The following is an 18,809-nucleotide window of genomic DNA, read 5'->3' on the forward strand; positions in this document are numbered from 1 at the left end:
GCTCTTGAGTAGACCCACAAACATTGTCTGTCGCTTGGGTTGAGCATAAAATACCCATTTAATTTTATGTGGGTATTTGTATGGAATACGTGGCTTTTGGTGATGAGAGTGGTACGACAGGGAGTGACCGCTGTTATGGCATTGGTTTGCTGTGTGTGCGTAAAGACACGTTACACATCTTCAATGAGCGCGTCCAGAAATTAAAAGATAAGTACGGGATTGTCGGTGAGTTGAAGTGGTCCAAGATTAAGAACAGTGCAGGGCAGGCAAACATCTGCATTGAGCTGCTGGCTATGGTGCTCAAGAACTCGTGCTGCTTCCACTCAATTGTTGTAGTTAAGAACATTTACAACAACTGGCAGACGGACAGGGAGTTGGCTTTTTACCAGACGTACACAATGCTCGTTAAGAACGTTGCTAAGCAGATTAAGAGTGACGTTGAGGTGATCATCGACCAGAAGATTGATAAATACAAAAAGAACGATGAAGTGACAGGTATTGTTGCTAACAACATGCTGGCTAGGGCAGGGATGAAGAAGCTGATTAAGTCTGTGACGATGCACGACTCTAAGCATCATCTTGGATTACAGGTTGTCGACATTCTGACCGGAGCTGTGAATTCTGGGTACTTAAAGTACCTTAATCCTCGGCTAGAACTATCAGTGGCTAAGGAGCTTGCCTTTGAACGTATGGCTGCTCTGCTTGGCTGGGATTTTTTCCATTACGATACATTCCCGAATAAGGATTTTAATATCTGGCATTTCCCGCAAGAAATGCGAGCTATGCCGGGTTCAAAGAGTATTCGACCTGATTACAGCGTTCCATTGGTTAAGCGGGAAGAGCTGTCCTAACCTTGACTTCAAAAATCGATTGTTTATGCATAGGCCGACCAGATTTAAAGGATAGGTGTCAACCGATACTGTAGTAGTGCACTAAATTTGGCCACTGGAACAAATATTTAAATGTCCGCTTCACGCCCTGAGACATTTGCGTGAGCGTATCTACCGACGTTCAGGTTTCCTGATAGCATCCCTGTACAGACCTTGTTAATTTCTGCCTGGATAGCTCTTTAGGCGGTATTCAACCGGGCTGAGTCCGTTAAATCTAAGGCTAATTCGTCGGGTATTGTAGTATCGTATGTAATCCTCAATAGCTATCTTAAGTTCATCAATATCCTTAAATTTACTGGTGTAAAAAATTTCTGATTTTAAAGTCCCGAAAAAACATTCTGCACAGGCATTATCAAGGCAGTTGCCTTTGCGGGACATACTTTGGATGATGCCAAACTCTCGTAACTGATACTGGTACCATCAATGACGGTATTGCCAGCCCTGATCTGAATGAAGAACCGGATTGGTACCCGCATCAAGTCTGGCAAATGCCTTCATGAGTATGTCATCGATCATCGGCATGGTTGGACATTCTGAAATACTGCAGGAGATCGCTTCGTTATTGAAGAGATCAATAATGGGCGCAGTGCACTTTTGATTTATATACCCTTCATACTTCAAGTTGCTTATGTGTTGGCTACGGATTACTCGGCCCATCCATGGGCCTCGCCCTGACGGGCCGTCGCACGCGACGTTCAAATCTGCTCCCGGCAGATTTGTCGCTCACCCCAGTCACATAGTTATCTATGCTCCTGGGGACTCACTCCCTTGCCGCCTTTAAGCAACTCGAATTATTTTGGGTATAGTCAGGTGGGGATTTTCTCTGTCTGCCTTTTGGTGAATACCTGAGACAAACAGTCTCAAGCACCCGCAGCTATTCTAACGCCAATATCCGTACCGCCAGCGTTAATGTATTCCTGAAATATTTTTTGCCAATCAATAGAAATAACCGCGTCTATGAGTTACAGAATTATTAGCGAATCGACTAGCACTCTTTACGTTATAAAAAAAACCTGCCCGAAAGCAGGTTTTTATTTATTTAACTGAACGCTTATTGCAGTAACGAAATATCCGCAACCTGCAGGAACAGTTCGCGTAGTTTCGACAACAGCGTCAGGCGGTTGATACGGATATCTTTCTCTTCCGCGTTAACCATGACATTTTCGAAGAATTCATCCACCGGCGCGCGCAGAGCAGCCAGCTCAATCAACGCTTCCTGATAACGACCATCGGCAAAGTACGGCTGAAGCTTATCACGCAGCACAACCAGATGTCTGGCCAACTCAATTTCCGCCGCTTCTTTCAGTACGGAGGCGTGGACGATATCGTTCAGCGGCTCAGTGGCTTTCGCCAGGATGTTGGAGACGCGCTTGTTCGCCGCCGCCAGCGCAGAGGCTTCTTCCAGGGTACGGAAGTGCGATACCGCTTTCATACGCGCATCGAAATCTGCCGGACGGGTCGGACGACGCGCCAGTACCGCCTGGATAGTGTCGACGGTGTAACCTTCGTCCTGATACCAGGCGCGGAAACGACCCAGCATAAAGTCGATCACATCATCGACTACGTTGGCATTGGTCAGCTTGTCGCCATACAGACGCGCCGCTTCTTCAGTCAGCGTTTGCAGATCAAGGTTGAGGTTCTTCTCAACAATGATGCGCAGCACGCCCAGCGCGGCACGACGCAGCGCAAACGGGTCTTTGTCGCCTTTCGGATGCTGACCGATACCGAAGATACCCGCCAGAGTATCCATCTTATCGGCGATCGCCAGCGCGCAGGCCACCGGGTTAGACGGCAGGTCATCACCGGCAAAGCGCGGCTGATACTGTTCGTTCAGCGCCACGGCCACATCTTCCGCTTCACCATCATGTCGCGCGTAGTGCATCCCCATCACGCCCTGGGTGTCGGTGAACTCGAAGACCATGTTGGTCATCAGGTCGCACTTGGAGAGCAGGCCCGCACGAGTGGCGTGGTTGACGTCAGCGCCAATCTGACCGGCAATCCAGCCCGCCAGCGCCTGAATACGGTCGGTCTTGTCGCGCAGCGTGCCCAGCTGTTGCTGGAACAGCACGGTTTGCAGACGCGGCAGATGGTCTTCCAGACGTTTTTTACGGTCGGTATTGAAGAAGAATTCAGCATCTGCCAGACGCGGACGCACCACTTTCTCGTTACCGGAGATAATCTGGGTCGGATCTTTCGACTCGATGTTGGCGACGAAGATAAAGTTCGGCAGCAGCTTGCCCGCGTTGTCATAAACCGGGAAATACTTCTGGTCGCCCTTCATGGTGTACACCAGCGCTTCGGCAGGCACGGCGAGGAATTTCTCTTCAAACTTCGCCGTCAATACCACCGGCCATTCCACCAGCGAGGCCACCTCTTCCAGCAGGCTTTCGCTCAGGTCGGCATTACCGCCAATCTTGCGTGCTGCTTCTTCGGCGTCCGCTTTGATTTTGGCTTTACGCGCTTCGTAGTCCGCAATGACTTTACCGCGCTCCAACAGAATTTGCGGGTACTGGTCAGCATTGTCGATAGTGAACTCAGGCTCACCCATAAAGCGATGGCCGCGAATGACGCGGTCAGACTGAATGCCCAGGATGGTCGCCGGAATCACTTTATCGCCCAGCAGCAGGGTCACGGTGTGCACCGGACGCACGAAGTGGACGTCAGACGCGCCCCAGCGCATCAGTTTCGGGATCGGTAGTTTCGCCAGCGAGGTGGCTACCATGTTCGGCACCAGCGCTTCGGTACTTTCGCCCTTCACGTGGGCGCGATACAGCAGCCATTCGCCTTTGTCGGTCTTCAGACGCTCGGCCTGATCAACGGTGATCCCGCAGCCGCGCGCCCAGCCTTCTGCCGCTTTGCTCGGTTTGCCTTCGGCGTCAAACGCCTGAGCAATCGCCGGACCACGTTTTTCGACTTCGCGATCGGGCTGAGATTCAGCAAGATTCGCCACTTTCAGCGCCAGACGGCGCGGGGCGGCAAACCATTCAACGTTACCGTGCGCGAGGCCGGCGTTATCCAGCTCCGCAGTGAAGTTCGCAGCAAAGGACTCAGCCAAACTGCGCAGTGCTTTTGGTGGCAGCTCTTCAGTGCCGATTTCCACCAGAAAAGTTTTCTCAGACATGGCCGCCTCTTACTTGTCTTTGTTGCACATCGGGAAGCCGAGGGCTTCACGGGAAGCATAATAAGCCTCTGCCACTGCTTTGGTCAGGGTGCGAATACGCAAAATGTAGCGCTGACGCTCGGTGACGGAGATAGCTTTACGCGCATCCAGCAGGTTGAAGCTATGGGCGGCTTTCAGAATACGCTCGTAGGCCGGCAGCGGCAGCGGGTTTTCCAGCGCCAGCAGCTGCTGGGCTTCTTTTTCATACTGCTCGAAGCAGGTGAATAAGAAATCCACATCGGCGTATTCAAAGTTATAGGTGGACTGCTCCACTTCGTTCTGATGGAACACGTCGCCGTAGGTGGTTTTACCCAGCGGGCCATCGCTCCAGACCAGGTCGTAAACGCTGTCCACGCCCTGGATATACATCGCCAGACGTTCCAGACCGTAGGTGATTTCACCGGTCACCGGCTTGCACTCCAGGCCGCCGACCTGCTGGAAGTAGGTGAACTGCGTCACTTCCATGCCATTCAGCCACACTTCCCAGCCGAGTCCCCAGGCGCCCAGCGTCGGGTTCTCCCAGTTATCTTCCACGAAACGGATATCGTGAATGGTCGGGTCCATACCCAGCTCTTTCAGAGAACCGAGGTACAGCTCCTGAATGTTGTCCGGAGACGGCTTAATCACTACCTGGAACTGATAGTAGTGCTGTAAGCGGTTCGGGTTTTCGCCGTAGCGGCCATCGGTCGGACGACGAGAAGGCTGCACATAGGCAGTCGCCATCGGCTCTGGCCCCAGCGCGCGCAGGCAGGTCATTGGATGAGAAGTTCCCGCGCCGACTTCCATGTCCAATGGTTGAACAATGGTACAGCCCTGGCGAGCCCAGTAATCCTGTAAGGTCAGGATCAAGCCCTGGAAGGTCCTGGTATCAAACTTTTGCATATTATTTCGTGCTGGATACGTGTGGATTTAAAGGAAGGAGCCAGTATACCCGCTGGATGCGAGATATACAGTATGAAACCGGTTTGTTTAGCGAAAATTGCCGGATTTCGCGGCATCACACCTCACCAGGCGCGGCTTTTACCGCATAGAAAGATGTAAAAACTGCCCATCTGCATCAAAAGAGCAGACAAAACTCTCTTTACGGAAGGTATTACCACGCATCTCATAGCTCCCCTGAAACTGTTCGAAGCCGGTAACAGCAATTTTCTGTGCGCCAGTGTTGTAACGCTGCGCCGCCTGAGCTTTACACAATGCTTCCATATCCAGCGTGCGTGTTGGGCTCACTTTACTCTGCTGGGCTTTTTGCGTCGGTGGCGGTGTCGCTGTGCATCCCACCAGAGCGATGGCTATCATCACAGTACAGAAATACTTCATTATCATTTTTATTACCGTCTGGTTTGCTGGTCAGTCTTATTATTAAGGTTTGTGGGTAACAGAAACATTGTGCGAATCTCCTTACGCCATCACAAGATGTAGCGTAGAAAGTCGGATTTTTCCAGTGAGCCACCGCGCTGGAACTCTATTCAAACGGAAGCTGAGGAACTGATGCAGCCTAAAATTAACTGGATTGATAACCTGCGAGGGATCGCCTGTTTAATGGTAGTGATGATCCATACTACAACGTGGTACATCACCAACGCCCACAGCGTCAGCCCGCTAAACTGGGATATTGCGAATGTCCTGAATTCGGCTTCGCGCGTTAGCGTTCCCCTGTTTTTTATGATTTCAGGCTATCTTTTTTTTGGCGAGCGCTGCGCGCAACCGCGGCATTTTTTACGTATCGCCCTCTGCCTTATCTTTTACAGCGTTGTCGCCCTGGCTTACATTTCACTTTTTACTTCGATCAACGTCGAGCTTTCGCTAAAAAATGCGCTGCAAAAACCCGTGTTTTACCACCTGTGGTTTTTCTTTGCGATTGCGGTGATCTACCTGGTATCGCCATTAATCCAGGTAAAAAACGTGAGCGGCAAAATGCTCCTGATGCTGATGGTGATCATTGGTATTATTGCTAACCCAAATACTGTGCCGCAAAAAATTGGCGGCGTTGAATGGTTGCCCATCAATCTGTATATCAACGGCGACACGTTCTACTACATTCTCTACGGTATCCTGGGCCGCGCCATTGGAATGATGGAGACGCAAAAGTCATCGCTGACGCTTATCTGCGCTGCCCTGTTCATCATCGCGGTATTTGTTATTTCTCGCGGCACATTGCATGAATTACGCTGGCGCGGAAATTTTGCCGATACCTGGTATCTGTATTGCGGTCCCATGGTGTTTATTTGCGCCGTCTCACTGTTCACGGTAGTTAAAAATAAGCTGAATGCGCGGACGTTACCTGGACTGGGACTTATCTCCCGCCACTCGCTGGGTATTTATGGTTTCCACGCGCTGATTATCCATGCGCTACGTACTAATGGTCTGGAGTTAAAACGTTGGCCGCCGTTAGACATCGTGTGGGTTTTTGCCGCGACGGTGACAGGAAGCCTGCTACTTTCCATGCTGTTACAGCGTATCGATAAACGGAAATGGGTTAGCTAAACGACAATGATGGCTCCGGCCATCATTCATCATCACTGTAGGAAGCGTAAAGATCGGTTCCATATATACTGACCCCCAGCGCCACCAGACACAGTATTTTCAGCGCGCCCGCCAGCGCCAGGTTAAATACGCCGACCGCGACCATGCCGATGCCAAGCAACAGCAAAGATTTGCAACGAGAAAGCAAGCGGCCATTTCCCGTGTGTTCCTGGCGAATTAAGACTGGAAAACCACACATGACGATTGCCGCAAAAAAATATCCCTTTTCGCTTAATGTATGACAGCCTGGCCACAGTCCCACCAGGTATACCACTGCACCGACAACTAACATTCCCAGGCCGAATATCCGTTTCCTGCGCGCAACGTGATCGTCCATCTCACTCTCCTTGTGGTTGTGTGAGACACATTAAGCGAAGAAATAGCGATGAAAAAGGCGCCTGCTCAGCAATAATATAAAAATCAGAAAACACACATACTTACTTCTATATAATTCAATAGAATTAATATTTACGGGAAATGCCTTTCAGCCAAAACCGAAAGGCATTCTGACTTATGACATCAACGGCAACAGCTGCTGATAGAGTCGACGGAAGGTTTCACGACGTTGTTGATAAGCCGCATGACGCTGCGCATCAGGATAATGCGCCTGCTCCAGCGGCAACTGCGGCAATACATCGGCGAGCGGAGTCTGTTTATTCACCGCAATTTGCGCCAGACGCGCCGCGCCCAGCGCTGGCCCCACATCGCCGCCAGTACGATAATCAAGCTGTAGCCCGCTAATATCAGATAGCATCTGACGCCAGTATTCGCTGCGCGCCCCGCCGCCGATAAGCGTCACGCTGGCGGGTTTGACGCCGCAGGCGTGAACCACATCCATGCCATCCGCCAGAGCATATCCCACGCCTTCCAGTACCGCCCGCGCCAGTTCCGCCGGGCCATGCTGATGGGTTAAACCAAAGAAAACGCCTTTTGCCTGCGGATTATTGTGCGGCGTGCGCTCGCCGGACAGGTACGGCAAAAACCAGATCGGATCGGTATGCTCATCCGCCAGCTGCGCGGCGGCAATCAGCGTCGGGACGTTCTTCTGCCCGGTGAGTTTAGCCGCCCAGTCCAGACAAGAGGCGGCGCTCAACATTACAGACATTAAATGCCAGCGTTCCGGCAGCGCATGGCAAAAACTGTGTACTGCGCTCTCCGGTTTACTCAGAAAGCCGTCGCTGACGGCAAAATAGACGCCCGATGTTCCAAGTGAGAGCATCGCCTGTCCGGCATCGATCATTCCTACGCCGACTGCGCCAGCCGCATTGTCGCCGCCGCCCGCCACCACAGGTACTGCTGGCATTCCCCATGCGCTGGCTACCTCTGGCAGCAACGTTCCGGTAATGTCACTACCTTCAAATAACGCTGGCATCTGCTGTCGGGTTAAATGACAGGCGTTGAGCATAACGTCGCTCCAGTCGCGCTTTTTCACGTCCAGCCACATCGTTCCCGCTGCATCCGACATATCGCTGGCAAAGACGCCCGTCATTCGCAGCCGCAGAAAATCTTTCGGCAGCAGAACTTTGTCTATCTGGCGGAAAATATCCGGTTCGTGGCGCTGCACCCAGACTAATTTGGGCGCGGTAAAACCGGGCATCATCAGATTACCGGTTATCGCACGCGACTGCGGCACCTGTTTTTCCAGCCAGGCGCACTCTTCGCTACAGCGTCCGTCATTCCATAAAATCGCTGGTCGCAGAACCTGCTGACGGCTATCAAGCAATGTCGCGCCATGCATTTGTCCGGCGATGCCCAACGCCCGGACGCCACTTAACGACTGTTGCCGACCTAAACCTTTAACCGCACGATCCGTCACCTGCCACCACTGCTCTGGTTCCTGTTCCGACCATAAGGGATGCGGACGCGATACGGTCAGTTTTTCAGTATGCGTAGCCAGCACATCGCCCTGCTCATTCAACAGGATAGCTTTTACACCCGATGTACCAAGATCGATCCCGATATACATAGTATGGGTTCCTTTACTGAAAGCGCCCGGCAGCGCTACGCTTACCGGGCTAATCACGACTACAGGCCGGGCTAACGCGGAGTCGCCCGGTAGATAGGGTTATTTATCAAACAGATAACGGTTAACCAGATTTTCTAACAGCTCCTGATGACCGCTTTGATGTACTGGCGCCAGATTATGCTGCTCCGCATACTGCGCCAGTTCGCCTAAGGAGAGTTGTCCTTTCAGAATCTGCTGCCCCAGCTCGCCATTCCAGCCGGCATAGCGCTTCGCCACGCGTTTATCCAGCTCGCCGTCTTCAACCATACGCGCGGCGATTTTCAGCGACAACGCCATCGTATCCATCGCGCCGATATGACCGTAGAACAGATCGTATTTATCGGTGCTCTGGCGACGAACTTTGGCGTCGAAGTTGAGACCGCCCGTCGTGAATCCGCCCGCTTTCAGGATTTCGTACATCACCAGCGCGTTCTCTTCAACGCTAATCGGGAACTGATCGGTATCCCAGCCCAGTTGCGCATCGCCGCGGTTGGCGTCAACGGAGCCAAAAATACCCAGCGCGATAGCGGTCGCGATTTCATGGTGGAACGAATGGCCCGCCAGCGTCGCGTGGTTCGCCTCAATGTTCACTTTGATCTCTTTTTCCAGGCCGAACTGTTTGAGGAAGCCATAGACCGTTGCAACGTCATAATCATACTGATGTTTTGTCGGTTCCTGCGGTTTCGGTTCAATCAGCAGCGTGCCCTGGAAACCCATTTTATGTTTGTGCTCGACCACCATTTGCATAAAGCGGCCAATCTGTTCGCGTTCCTGGCGCAGATCGGTATTCAGCAACGTTTCATAACCTTCGCGCCCGCCCCACAGGACGTAATTTTCGCCGCCCAGTTTATGCGTGGCGTTCATTGCCGTAACCACTTGCGTCGCTGCCCAGCTAAAGACTTCCGGATCCGGGTTAGTGGCGGCGCCTGCGCCATAGCGCGGGTTGGTAAAGCAGTTCGCCGTTCCCCACAGCAGTTTTACGCCGCTCTGCTCCTGTTTCGCCGCCAGCACATCCACCATCTGTGCGAAGTTGTTTTTATATTCTTTCAACGACGCGCCTTCCGGCGACACATCCACGTCATGGAAGCAATAAAAAGGCACATTCAGTTTGTGGAAAAATTCAAACGCCACGTCCGCTTTGCGTTTCGCCAGCTCCAGCGCTTCGCCCGGTTGCTGCCACGGACGATTAAACGCGCCTACACCAAACATATCCGCGCCGTTCCAGCAGAAGGTATGCCAGTAACAGGCCGCGAAACGCAGGTGATCTTCCATACGTTTACCTAAAACCAGCTCGTCGGGATTGTAATGACGAAATGCCAGCGGGTTAGTCGATTGAGGGCCTTCATAGCGAACACGATCGAGTTGGTCAAAATAAGCCTGCATAGTGAGCTCCATAATCAGATAAGACGGCAAGTAAACGACATAACGTCATACTGGAATTTCCTGATTTATTGCTCAATTACGTTATTTCACACCGCTATTAAGAGAATCCCCAAATGTGCTCTGGCTCTCAAAAAAACGCTGAAAACCACAGAAGAAAAAAGCGATCGCGATCGAATCCTGGCAAATAAACAAAAAACCGTAATATATAGATAAGAAATGACAATTGTCATCCGCCGTTTGCTGTGATGAATTTCGCATAACGTTTCAGGCGCAAAATAATTTGTCATCATTCGCCAGACCGTTATGTCAGCCGTTTTGATAGTATCCATGAGTCCAGGTTCACTTTTGCAGGATATATCCTCATGTTTGATAAACGTCACCGCATCACTCTGTTATTTAACGCGAATAAAGCCTATGACCGTCAGGTAGTGGAGGGGGTGGGTGAATATTTACAAGCCTCGCAATCCGAATGGGATATATTTATTGAGGAAGATTTCCGTGCCCGTATCGATAACATTAAAGAGTGGTTAGGCGACGGCGTTATTGCCGATTACGATGATGACGATATCGCGCAATTATTAGCCGATGTCGACGTACCCATTGTCGGGGTCGGCGGTTCTTACCATCTTGCTGAAAATTATCCCGCCGTTCATTACATCGCCACCGATAATCATGCGCTCGTTGAAAGCGCTTTCCTGCATTTAAAAGAAAAAGGCGTTAACCGCTTCGCGTTTTACGGTTTGCCCGACTCCAGCCGCAAACATTGGGCAGCGGAACGGGAATACGCCTTTCGCCAGCTGGTCGCCGAGGAAAAATACCGCGGCGTAGTCTATCAGGGACTGGAAACCGCGCCGGAAAACTGGCAGCACGCGCAAAATCGCCTCGCCGACTGGCTTCAGACGCTGCCGCCGCAAACCGGCATCATTGCCGTAACGGATGCCCGCGCCCGTCACGTATTGCAGGCCTGTGAACACCTGCATATTCCGGTGCCGGAAAAACTTTGCGTTATCGGTATTGATAACGAAGAGTTAACCCGTTACCTGTCGCGCGTCGCGCTTTCCTCCGTCGCGCAGGGGGCGCGGCAAATGGGCTATCAGGCGGCGAAACTGCTGCACCGTTTGCTGGCGCGCGAAGAGATGCCGTTACAGCGCATTCTGGTGCCGCCGGTGCGCGTCATTGCGCGCCGCTCGACAGACTATCGCTCCCTGACCGATCCGGCGGTTATCCAGGCGATGCACTTTATTCGTAACCATGCCTGTAAGGGCATTAAAGTCGAGCAGGTGCTGGACGCGGTTGGGATTTCACGTTCAAACCTGGAAAAACGTTTTAAGGAAGAAGTTGGCGAGACGATACATGCGCTGATCCACGCCGAAAAGCTGGAAAAAGCGCGTAGTTTGTTGATTTCTACCACGTTGGCGATAAACGAAATTTCGCAAATGTGCGGCTACCCGTCGCTGCAATATTTCTATTCGGTGTTTAAAAAGGAGTACGTCACTACGCCTAAGGAGTATCGCGACCAGCATAGTGAAGCGTTGTTGTAGTTTATCCAGCCTACAGACGCCTTGTAAGCCGGATAGCGTAGCGCCATCCGGCACACAGAATTACATATGCGCGGCGATCAGACGCTGGTTGTCCTGGTACATCGCGAACAAGTAGTTGTTATAGCGCGACCCCTGGGTAGAGTAACCCTTCAGCTTATGAATCATCGCCGTGGCGGTGACTTCCTGATCCGCCTTACGCAGTTGGGCGCGCGACTTGCGGAAAGAGGAATAAGCCGGATGCGTGTTCAGGTTGGCGACATACGCGCTCACCGACTCCTCAACCGACGCGAATTGCGAGTAACCTTTCACCTTACCCGGCGTATTGGTACAACGCCCTTTCGTGCACTTCATGCCGAACAGGTTGTTGTTGCTACGCGCCAGTTTAGAGGTTCCCCAGCCGCTTTCCGCCGCCGCCATCGTCGCCACCATGCTGGTTGGGATAATGTCGACGCGCTCCAGCAACGTATTCCACGGAATACGACGCGTGTTGCCGGACCAGCTCACTTTATAGCGCTTCGCGATATCTTTCATACGCGCGCGCTCAGACGGCGACCAGCGGTTCTGGTACTGTTTTGAGATCAGCCAATTACGGTCCGCGGTAATCGCGGCATTTTGGCTGGTGATGTAAGGCATAACGGTCCGGAGAAACGCTTTTTTTCTGGGGGTTCCGGAAGGGTATTTTCGCAAATCAGGAAGTGAACTGCTCTTTGCACTATTGCGAGAATACTCTTGTTTACTGCTAACCTGTTTATAACTTGTCTCAGTTATGTGGGACTTTTGACTCGTTTGTGTTGCGTGCGTCTTTGCCAGCACCTCACCCGAAAATGCGATGGTGAGTAACATAAGAATCATTGCCCCATATCGTCGCATGGGAGTCAATATCATTAGGTCTCCTGGTCGGATTGATACATTCCAACACCTTTTATTTTTCACGAAGTTAAGGTTTGAACCCCAAATTCTAGCAAAAATAGGCTTAAAAAGCACCTCAGGGAATAGTCTTAATCCGAAACTATGTCAACCATTAACGATAACAGGCAGCAATAATGCCAATAAAATGTGGTGCTTATCGCAAATAGAGGCGTTTTTTTGCGCCTCGTCGCTCACCCTCGCGCCTCCTCCTGCGCGACTCTCTGCTGAGGAGGAGTTCATTCGCCTAAAAACCAGGCAAGCTGATGAATATTGCCCACAAAGGATAGCGTGATGAAACTTGCCGCCTTCGCTCTGACGCTGATACCCGGTATCGCGATCGCCTCATCATGGACCTCACCCGGTTTTCCGACGTTCTCGACGCAGGAAACCGGACGCTTTACCAGCCATGCTGCATTAACAAAAGGTACACGCGCGTTAACGCTCCATATTGACCAGCAGTGCTGGCAGCCCTCCGGCGCCATAAAACTCAACCAAATGTTGTCGTTAAAACCTTGCGAAGGCGCGCCGCCGCAATGGCGTCTGTTTAAAGATGGCGACTATACGATAACGGTAGATACCCGCTCCGGTACGCCGACCCTGTTGTTATCGATAAAAACTGAACCTGAACGCACCGCGCAGCTCGCCTACCAGTGTCCCGTCTGGGATGGTTCGCCGCTCACGCTGGATGTTCGCCAAACCTTTCCGGAAGGAACGGTAGTACGCGATTATTACAGTGGTCAAACCGATACCGTCCAAAACGGGCAAATCACGCTGCGACCTGCCGACAGCCACGGGCTTTTATTGCTGGAACGCGCGGAAACCCATGCATCAGCGCCTTTTAACTGGCGCAACGCCACCGTTTATTTTGTGCTTACGGATCGCTTTCGCAATGGCGATCCAACCAACGACCACAGCTATGGTCGCCATAAGGATGGTATGCAAGAGATTGGCACTTTCCACGGCGGCGATTTGCGCGGGTTGACGAGTCAACTGGACTATCTACAGCAATTAGGCGTGAACGCCTTGTGGATAAGCTCGCCGTTTGAACAGATCCACGGCTGGGTCGGCGGCGGAACAAAAGGCGATTTTCCTCATTACGCCTATCACGGCTATTACACTCAGGACTGGACAACGCTGGATGCCAATATGGGCAGCGAAGCCGATCTCCGCGCGCTGGTCGACGGCGCGCACCAGCGCGGCATCCGTATTTTATTTGACGTAGTAATGAATCATGCCGGTTACGCCACGCTGGCGGATATGCAGGAGTATCAGTTCGGCGCGCTCTATTTATCCGGCGCGGAACGGCAAAAAATTCTCGGCGATCGCTGGACAAACTGGCGACCCGCCGCCGGACAAAGCTGGCACAGCTTTAACGACTACATCAACTTCAGCGACAGCGCCGCCTGGGAAAAATGGTGGGGGAAAAAGTGGATTCGTACCGATATTGGCGACTACGACAGTCCGGGATTTGACGATTTAACCCTGTCGCTGGCCTTCCTGCCGGATATAAAAACGGAATCTGCCACGCCTTCCGGCCTACCCGCGTTCTATGCCAACAAACCCGATACTAAAGCAAAGTTCATTGAGGGCTATACGCCACGGGATTATCTGACTCACTGGTTAAGCCAGTGGGTGCATGATTACGGCATTGACGGGTTCCGGGTCGATACTGCCAAAAACGTTGAGCTTCCTGCCTGGCAACAGCTAAAAACCCAGGCCAGCGCGGCGTTACGTGAATGGAAGCAGACCAATCCGGACAAAGCGCTGGATAATAGCCCGTTCTGGATGACTGGCGAAGCGTGGGGCCACGGCGTCATGAAAAGTGATTATTATCGCTATGGTTTCGACGCGATGATCAATTTTGATTATCAGGAGCAGGCGGCGAAAGCGGTCGATTGCCTGGCGGAAATGGGGCCAGTCTGGCAGCAGATGGCGGATAAAATGCAGGATTTCAACGTATTAAGTTACCTCTCCTCGCATGATACGCGCCTTTTCCGTGAGGGCGGTGATAAGGCGGCGGAACTGCTGCTGCTTTCACCGGGCGCGGTGCAGATCTTTTACGGCGATGAATCCGCTCGTCCCTTCGGCCCCACCGGCTCCGACCCGCTGCAAGGCACCCGTTCAGATATGAACTGGCAGGACGTGAGCGGAAAGTCAGCCGCAGCCGTCGCGCACTGGCAGCGTATTAGCCAGTTCCGCGCCAGACATCCCGCCATCGGCGCAGGCCAACAAACCACGCTGACGCTAAAACACGGGTACGGTTTTGTACGCCAGTACGGCGACGATACGGTGATGGTCGTCTGGGCGGGCCGCCGCTAATCGTGGCGCTACCGGTCTCCTCGCGTACCGGTAGCCCCTTCAAAATAAAAAACTAACCTGATAAAAATTTGTAGCATAAAACATCAACACTACCGCCTGACCCCCATTTGCGCCCCGCCATTTGTAGCGTTATGGTTATCCACTTTGACAGACAGTTCGATAGATCACCCGTTATGACATTTTCACTTTTCGGCGATAAATTTACCCGCCATTCAGGCATTACCCGCCTGATGGAGGATCTCAACGACGGCTTACGCACGCCAGGCGCCATCATGCTTGGCGGCGGTAACCCGGCACACATCCCTGCAATGCAGGATTATTTCCAGACGCTACTGACAGAGATGGTAGAAAGCGGCAAAGCCGCTGATGCGCTTTGTAATTATGACGGCCCCCAGGGAAAAACGGCGCTACTGAATGCACTGGCCGTACTGCTACGTGAAACGCTGGGATGGGATATCGAACCACAGAATATTGCGCTGACAAATGGCAGTCAGAGCGCGTTTTTCTACTTATTTAATCTCTTCGCCGGACGTCGCGCCGATGGCAGTACGAAAAAGGTACTATTCCCGCTTGCGCCGGAATACATCGGCTATGCGGATTCCGGTCTGGAAGACGACCTCTTCGTTTCGGCGCGCCCGAATATTGAGCTGCTGCCGGAAGGCCAGTTTAAGTATCACGTCGATTTTGAGCATCTGCACATCGGCGAAGAAACGGGGATGATTTGCGTCTCGCGCCCGACCAACCCAACCGGTAACGTTATCACCGACGAAGAGCTGATGAAGCTGGACAGACTGGCGAATCAGCACAACATCCCACTGGTGATTGATAACGCTTACGGCGTACCGTTTCCGGGCATTATCTTTAGCGAGGCGCGCCCGCTGTGGAACCCCAATATTATCCTATGCATGAGCCTCTCGAAGCTGGGGCTGCCCGGTTCCCGCTGCGGGATTATCATCGCCAATGATAAGACGATTTCCGCCATTGCCAACATGAACGGCATTATCAGCCTTGCGCCCGGCGGCATGGGTCCGGCGATGATGTGCGAAATGATTAAGCGTAACGATCTGCTGCGGCTGTCGGAAACGGTTATCAAACCTTTCTACTATCAGCGCGTTCAACAGACGATCGCGATCATTCGTCGCTATTTATCCGAAGAACGCTGCCTGATTCATAAACCGGAAGGCGCAATATTTTTGTGGCTGTGGTTTAAAGATCTGCCGATTACCACCGAGCTACTCTATCAACGCTTGAAAGCGCGCGGCGTGCTGATGGTGCCGGGCCACTATTTCTTTCCCGGACTGGATAAACCCTGGCCGCACACACACCAGTGTATGCGGATGAACTACGTGCCTGAACCGGATAAAATCGAGGCGGGCGTAAAAATTCTGGCAGAAGAGATTGAACGCGCCTGGCGTGAAGGCTGACGGTTATTCCGGCCATCATGCAGGCCGGAACGACGTTCAGAAAGGTTGAGAATAGAGGCGCTGGCGCTGCACGTGTGCTGCGTCAACGCACTGTAACGCACTGGTCGGGCAGGCTTCCACGCACGCCGGCCCCGCTTCCCGATGCCAGCAAAGATCGCATTTAATCGCCTGCGCGCCTGACGCGGACGCCACCACGGTCATCGCACCAAACGGGCAAGCCAGCATACAGCTTTTACAACCAATGCAGCGCGATGGCGTCACGAAGATATGCCCCCGGTCACGGCGAATCGCCTGTACCGGGCAGACATTCGCGCACGGCGCGTCCTCACACTGATGGCAGACCGTGGCCGTGGTGAAGCTATCCTCTTTTATCACCCGGATACGCGGCACAAAGTCCGCCGTCGTCACCGCCGCGCTATTCTGCTGTTCCTGGTGCGACACCACGCAGGCGACCTCGCAGGTACGACACCCGATACACGCCGACGCATCCGCCATAATAAACCGGTTCATTGTTCTCCCCCTGCGTTAAAACGCCAGAATGCCAGAGAGCCATTCCCCGCCGCTTTGATCCCACTACGCAAACGGACAAATTTTGTCAGATGCCTGATAAAACCTGGCGAGCTGTCTTATTCGAGAACGGTAAATCCCAGCTCATTAGAGATAGCCTGTGCGGTTTCACGCAACGGTTTGAGCAGATTTTTCTCGCCGATCTGTTTTAGCCGTGACGTCGACAGTGAAATAGAAATGGCGTAAGGCACTCGATGGTGAATATCAAACACAGGCACAGCAATACAGGAGACGCCCAGTTCATTTTCTTCGCGGTCCATCGCCATGCTGGTTTCACGAATTTGCGCCAGCTCATCGTACATTGCTGGTAAATCGGTAATGGTGTTGCGAGTCAGCGGCTGGATCTGATCTTTATGGCTTTCCCAGTAAGACGCCACATAATCCGGCTGACCAAACGCCATATAAATTTTCCCCATCGCCGAGCAGTACAGCGGCATATGCTGGCCAATGTAGGCACGCGTGCGCAGCATACCGGTGGTCGGTTCCAGCTTATAAATCAGGATAGCGTGGTCATCTTCACGGCTGGAAAAATTCACCGTCTCGCCGGTAGCCAGGTTGAGCGCCTCAAGGTGCGGTGCCGCAACGTGGATGATATTCAGCGATGACAGGGCTTTTTGGCCGACGGCAATAAACTTTGTCGTCAGACGGTAGCTTCCGGCCGCCGGCGCTGGCGTCACGTATCCGCAGGATTGAAGCCCCTGCAACAAACGATGGACGGTACTCTTGTTCAACCCCGCCAGCTCCGACAGGTGCGCCAGTGGGCAACCGTTCGGGTAGTTACTCAAAATTTCTATCAACATCAGGCCACGAAACAGGCTCTGACTCCCCGCAGGCTTCTCTTTATCGTTGTTCTGGCTCATCAGAAAACTCTCTCCTTTCTTGGGCGATCAGATGGTAGCTCAAAGTGTGTTGCAGTTCACGATATCAGCATAAAAAACATAACCCGATGATTTTAATCGTTTTTAAAAACCTTCTCTGGCGTTGCCATGTCAATTTTTGATCTATATATTTGGAACTACATTTCGTATTATGAAATTTATCGATAAAAAAACATACTAAAATTTCTAACAATCGACCAGGAGAACAGGGATGAAAGTAGCTTTCGAAGAGTTAAAAGGGGCCTTCTACCGCGTCTTGCGGTCGCGGAATATTGCGGAAGATACCGCCGACGCCTGCGCGGAAATGTTCGCTCGCACCACCGAGTCCGGTGTCTATTCCCACGGCGTGAACCGCTTTCCCCGCTTCATCCAGCAACTGGATAACGGCGACATTATTCCTGATGCTAAACCGCAGCGAGTTACCAGCCTCGGCGCCATCGAACAGTGGGATGCTCAGCGCGCTATCGGCAACCTGACGGCGAAAAAGATGATGGACCGGGCCATCGAGCTGGCTTCCGACCATGGTATTGGCCTGGTGGCGTTACGTAATGCTAACCACTGGATGCGCGGCGGCAGCTACGGCTGGCAGGCGGCGGAAAAAGGCTATATCGGCATTTGCTGGACCAACTCCATCGCCGTCATGCCGCCGTGGGGCGCGAAAGAGTGCCGTATCGGTACCAATCCGCTGATCGTCGCCATCCCGTCTACGCCGATCACGATGGTAGATATGTCGATGTCGATGTTCTCTTACGGCATGCTGGAGGTTAACCGTCTGGCGGGCCGCGAACTGCCGGTGGACGGCGGTTTCGACGATAACGGTCAGTTGACCAAAGAACCGGGCGTGATCGAGAAAAATCGCCGCATTTTACCAATGGGTTACTGGAAAGGATCTGGTCTGTCGATTGTGCTGGACATGATTGCCACCCTGCTTTCCAACGGCTCTTCCGTTGCCGAAGTGACCCAGGAAAACAGCGATGAATATGGCGTTTCGCAGATTTTCATCGCCATAGAAGTGGATAAGCTGATCGATGGTGCAACCCGCGACGCCAAACTGCAGCGGATTATGGATTTCATCACCACCGCTGAACGCGCCGACGACAACGTCGCGATTCGGCTGCCCGGCCACGAATTTACCAAATTGCTGGATGACAACCGCCGTCACGGTATCACCATTGACGACAGCGTCTGGGCCAAAATTCAGGCGCTGTAA

General features: G+C 52.5%; 15 protein-coding genes and 1 pseudogene. 6 read left to right on the forward strand and 10 right to left on the reverse strand.

Annotation, left to right across the window (positions count from 1 at the left end; all coding sequences use genetic code 11):
- Nucleotides 1-80: 80 nt before the first annotated feature.
- Entirely contained in the window at nucleotides 81-851 is a 771-nt protein-coding gene (locus NA986_RS13890; RefSeq protein WP_000456879.1) for a DUF3800 domain-containing protein, read from the forward strand.
- A gap of 195 nt (nucleotides 852-1,046) precedes the next feature.
- Here the strand turns inward: NA986_RS13890 and NA986_RS13895 are convergent.
- From NA986_RS13895 to NA986_RS13910, 4 genes and pseudogenes are all read right to left on the reverse strand, one after another.
- Nucleotides 1,047-1,475 (reverse strand): annotated as a pseudogene (locus NA986_RS13895) (transposase); the annotation flags it as partial.
- 466 nt (nucleotides 1,476-1,941) lie between these two features.
- The gene (gene glyS, locus NA986_RS13900) at nucleotides 1,942-4,011 is read right to left on the reverse strand and encodes a glycine--tRNA ligase subunit beta (protein ID WP_001291738.1); all 2,070 of its coding nucleotides are present in this window, start codon (nucleotides 4,009-4,011) and stop codon (nucleotides 1,942-1,944) included.
- Between the two features lie 9 nt (nucleotides 4,012-4,020).
- Nucleotides 4,021-4,932 carry a glycine--tRNA ligase subunit alpha gene (gene glyQ / locus NA986_RS13905; protein WP_001168551.1) on the reverse strand — a complete coding sequence of 304 codons (912 nt, stop codon included), beginning with the start codon at nucleotides 4,930-4,932 and terminating at the stop codon, nucleotides 4,021-4,023.
- A 138-nt stretch (nucleotides 4,933-5,070) separates the two neighbouring features.
- Nucleotides 5,071-5,373: a YsaB family lipoprotein gene (locus NA986_RS13910; RefSeq protein ID WP_000605592.1), complete on the reverse strand. Its 303-nt coding sequence runs from the start codon at nucleotides 5,371-5,373 to the stop codon at nucleotides 5,071-5,073.
- Nucleotides 5,374-5,538: 165 nt separating this feature from the next.
- Between NA986_RS13910 and NA986_RS13915 the strand changes: the two genes are divergently transcribed.
- On the forward strand, nucleotides 5,539-6,534 hold the full coding sequence (locus NA986_RS13915; protein WP_023216227.1) for an acyltransferase: 996 nt from the start codon (nucleotides 5,539-5,541) through the stop codon (nucleotides 6,532-6,534).
- A gap of 22 nt (nucleotides 6,535-6,556) precedes the next feature.
- Here the strand turns inward: NA986_RS13915 and NA986_RS13920 are convergent, their stop codons facing one another.
- From NA986_RS13920 to xylA, 3 genes are all read right to left on the reverse strand, one after another.
- Nucleotides 6,557-6,910, reverse strand: coding sequence for a YiaA/YiaB family protein (locus NA986_RS13920; protein WP_000340935.1), 354 nt, complete (start codon nucleotides 6,908-6,910; stop codon nucleotides 6,557-6,559).
- 174 nt (nucleotides 6,911-7,084) lie between these two features.
- The gene (gene xylB / locus NA986_RS13925; protein ID WP_023216226.1) at nucleotides 7,085-8,539 is read right to left on the reverse strand and encodes a xylulokinase; all 1,455 of its coding nucleotides are present in this window, start codon (nucleotides 8,537-8,539) and stop codon (nucleotides 7,085-7,087) included.
- A 99-nt stretch (nucleotides 8,540-8,638) separates the two neighbouring features.
- The gene (xylA, locus tag NA986_RS13930; RefSeq protein WP_001149561.1) at nucleotides 8,639-9,961 is read right to left on the reverse strand and encodes a xylose isomerase; all 1,323 of its coding nucleotides are present in this window, start codon (nucleotides 9,959-9,961) and stop codon (nucleotides 8,639-8,641) included.
- Nucleotides 9,962-10,323: 362 nt separating this feature from the next.
- Between xylA and xylR the strand changes: the two genes are divergently transcribed.
- Nucleotides 10,324-11,502 carry a D-xylose utilization transcriptional activator XylR gene (gene xylR / locus NA986_RS13935; protein WP_000459824.1) on the forward strand — a complete coding sequence of 393 codons (1,179 nt, stop codon included), beginning with the start codon at nucleotides 10,324-10,326 and terminating at the stop codon, nucleotides 11,500-11,502.
- Nucleotides 11,503-11,562: 60 nt separating this feature from the next.
- Here the strand turns inward: xylR and NA986_RS13940 are convergent, their stop codons facing one another.
- Complete coding sequence (locus tag NA986_RS13940; protein ID WP_001575119.1) at nucleotides 11,563-12,387, reverse strand: protein bax; 825 nt, start codon at nucleotides 12,385-12,387, stop codon at nucleotides 11,563-11,565.
- 315 nt (nucleotides 12,388-12,702) lie between these two features.
- Here NA986_RS13940 and NA986_RS13945 point away from each other — a divergent pair, with 315 nt between their 5' ends.
- A complete protein-coding gene (locus tag NA986_RS13945; RefSeq protein WP_023216223.1) occupies nucleotides 12,703-14,730 on the forward strand; it encodes an alpha-amylase in 2,028 nt (675 codons plus the stop codon).
- 173 nt (nucleotides 14,731-14,903) lie between these two features.
- Entirely contained in the window at nucleotides 14,904-16,154 is a 1,251-nt protein-coding gene (avtA, locus tag NA986_RS13950; RefSeq protein ID WP_000144383.1) for a valine--pyruvate transaminase, read from the forward strand.
- Between the two features lie 36 nt (nucleotides 16,155-16,190).
- Here the strand turns inward: avtA and NA986_RS13955 are convergent, their stop codons facing one another.
- On the reverse strand, nucleotides 16,191-16,664 hold the full coding sequence (locus tag NA986_RS13955) for a 4Fe-4S dicluster domain-containing protein (protein ID WP_001078817.1): 474 nt from the start codon (nucleotides 16,662-16,664) through the stop codon (nucleotides 16,191-16,193).
- 116 nt (nucleotides 16,665-16,780) lie between these two features.
- Nucleotides 16,781-17,581, reverse strand: a complete 801-nt coding sequence (yiaJ, locus tag NA986_RS13960; protein WP_023216222.1) for an IclR family transcriptional regulator YiaJ — start codon at nucleotides 17,579-17,581, stop codon at nucleotides 16,781-16,783.
- Nucleotides 17,582-17,810: 229 nt separating this feature from the next.
- On the opposite strand from yiaJ, the gene yiaK reads away from it, so the two are divergent.
- On the forward strand, nucleotides 17,811-18,809 hold the full coding sequence (gene yiaK, locus NA986_RS13965) for a 3-dehydro-L-gulonate 2-dehydrogenase (protein ID WP_000861182.1): 999 nt from the start codon (nucleotides 17,811-17,813) through the stop codon (nucleotides 18,807-18,809).

It is taken from the genome of Salmonella sp. NW177, assembly GCF_051811585.1.
Lineage (GTDB): Bacteria > Pseudomonadota > Gammaproteobacteria > Enterobacterales > Enterobacteriaceae > Salmonella > Salmonella enterica.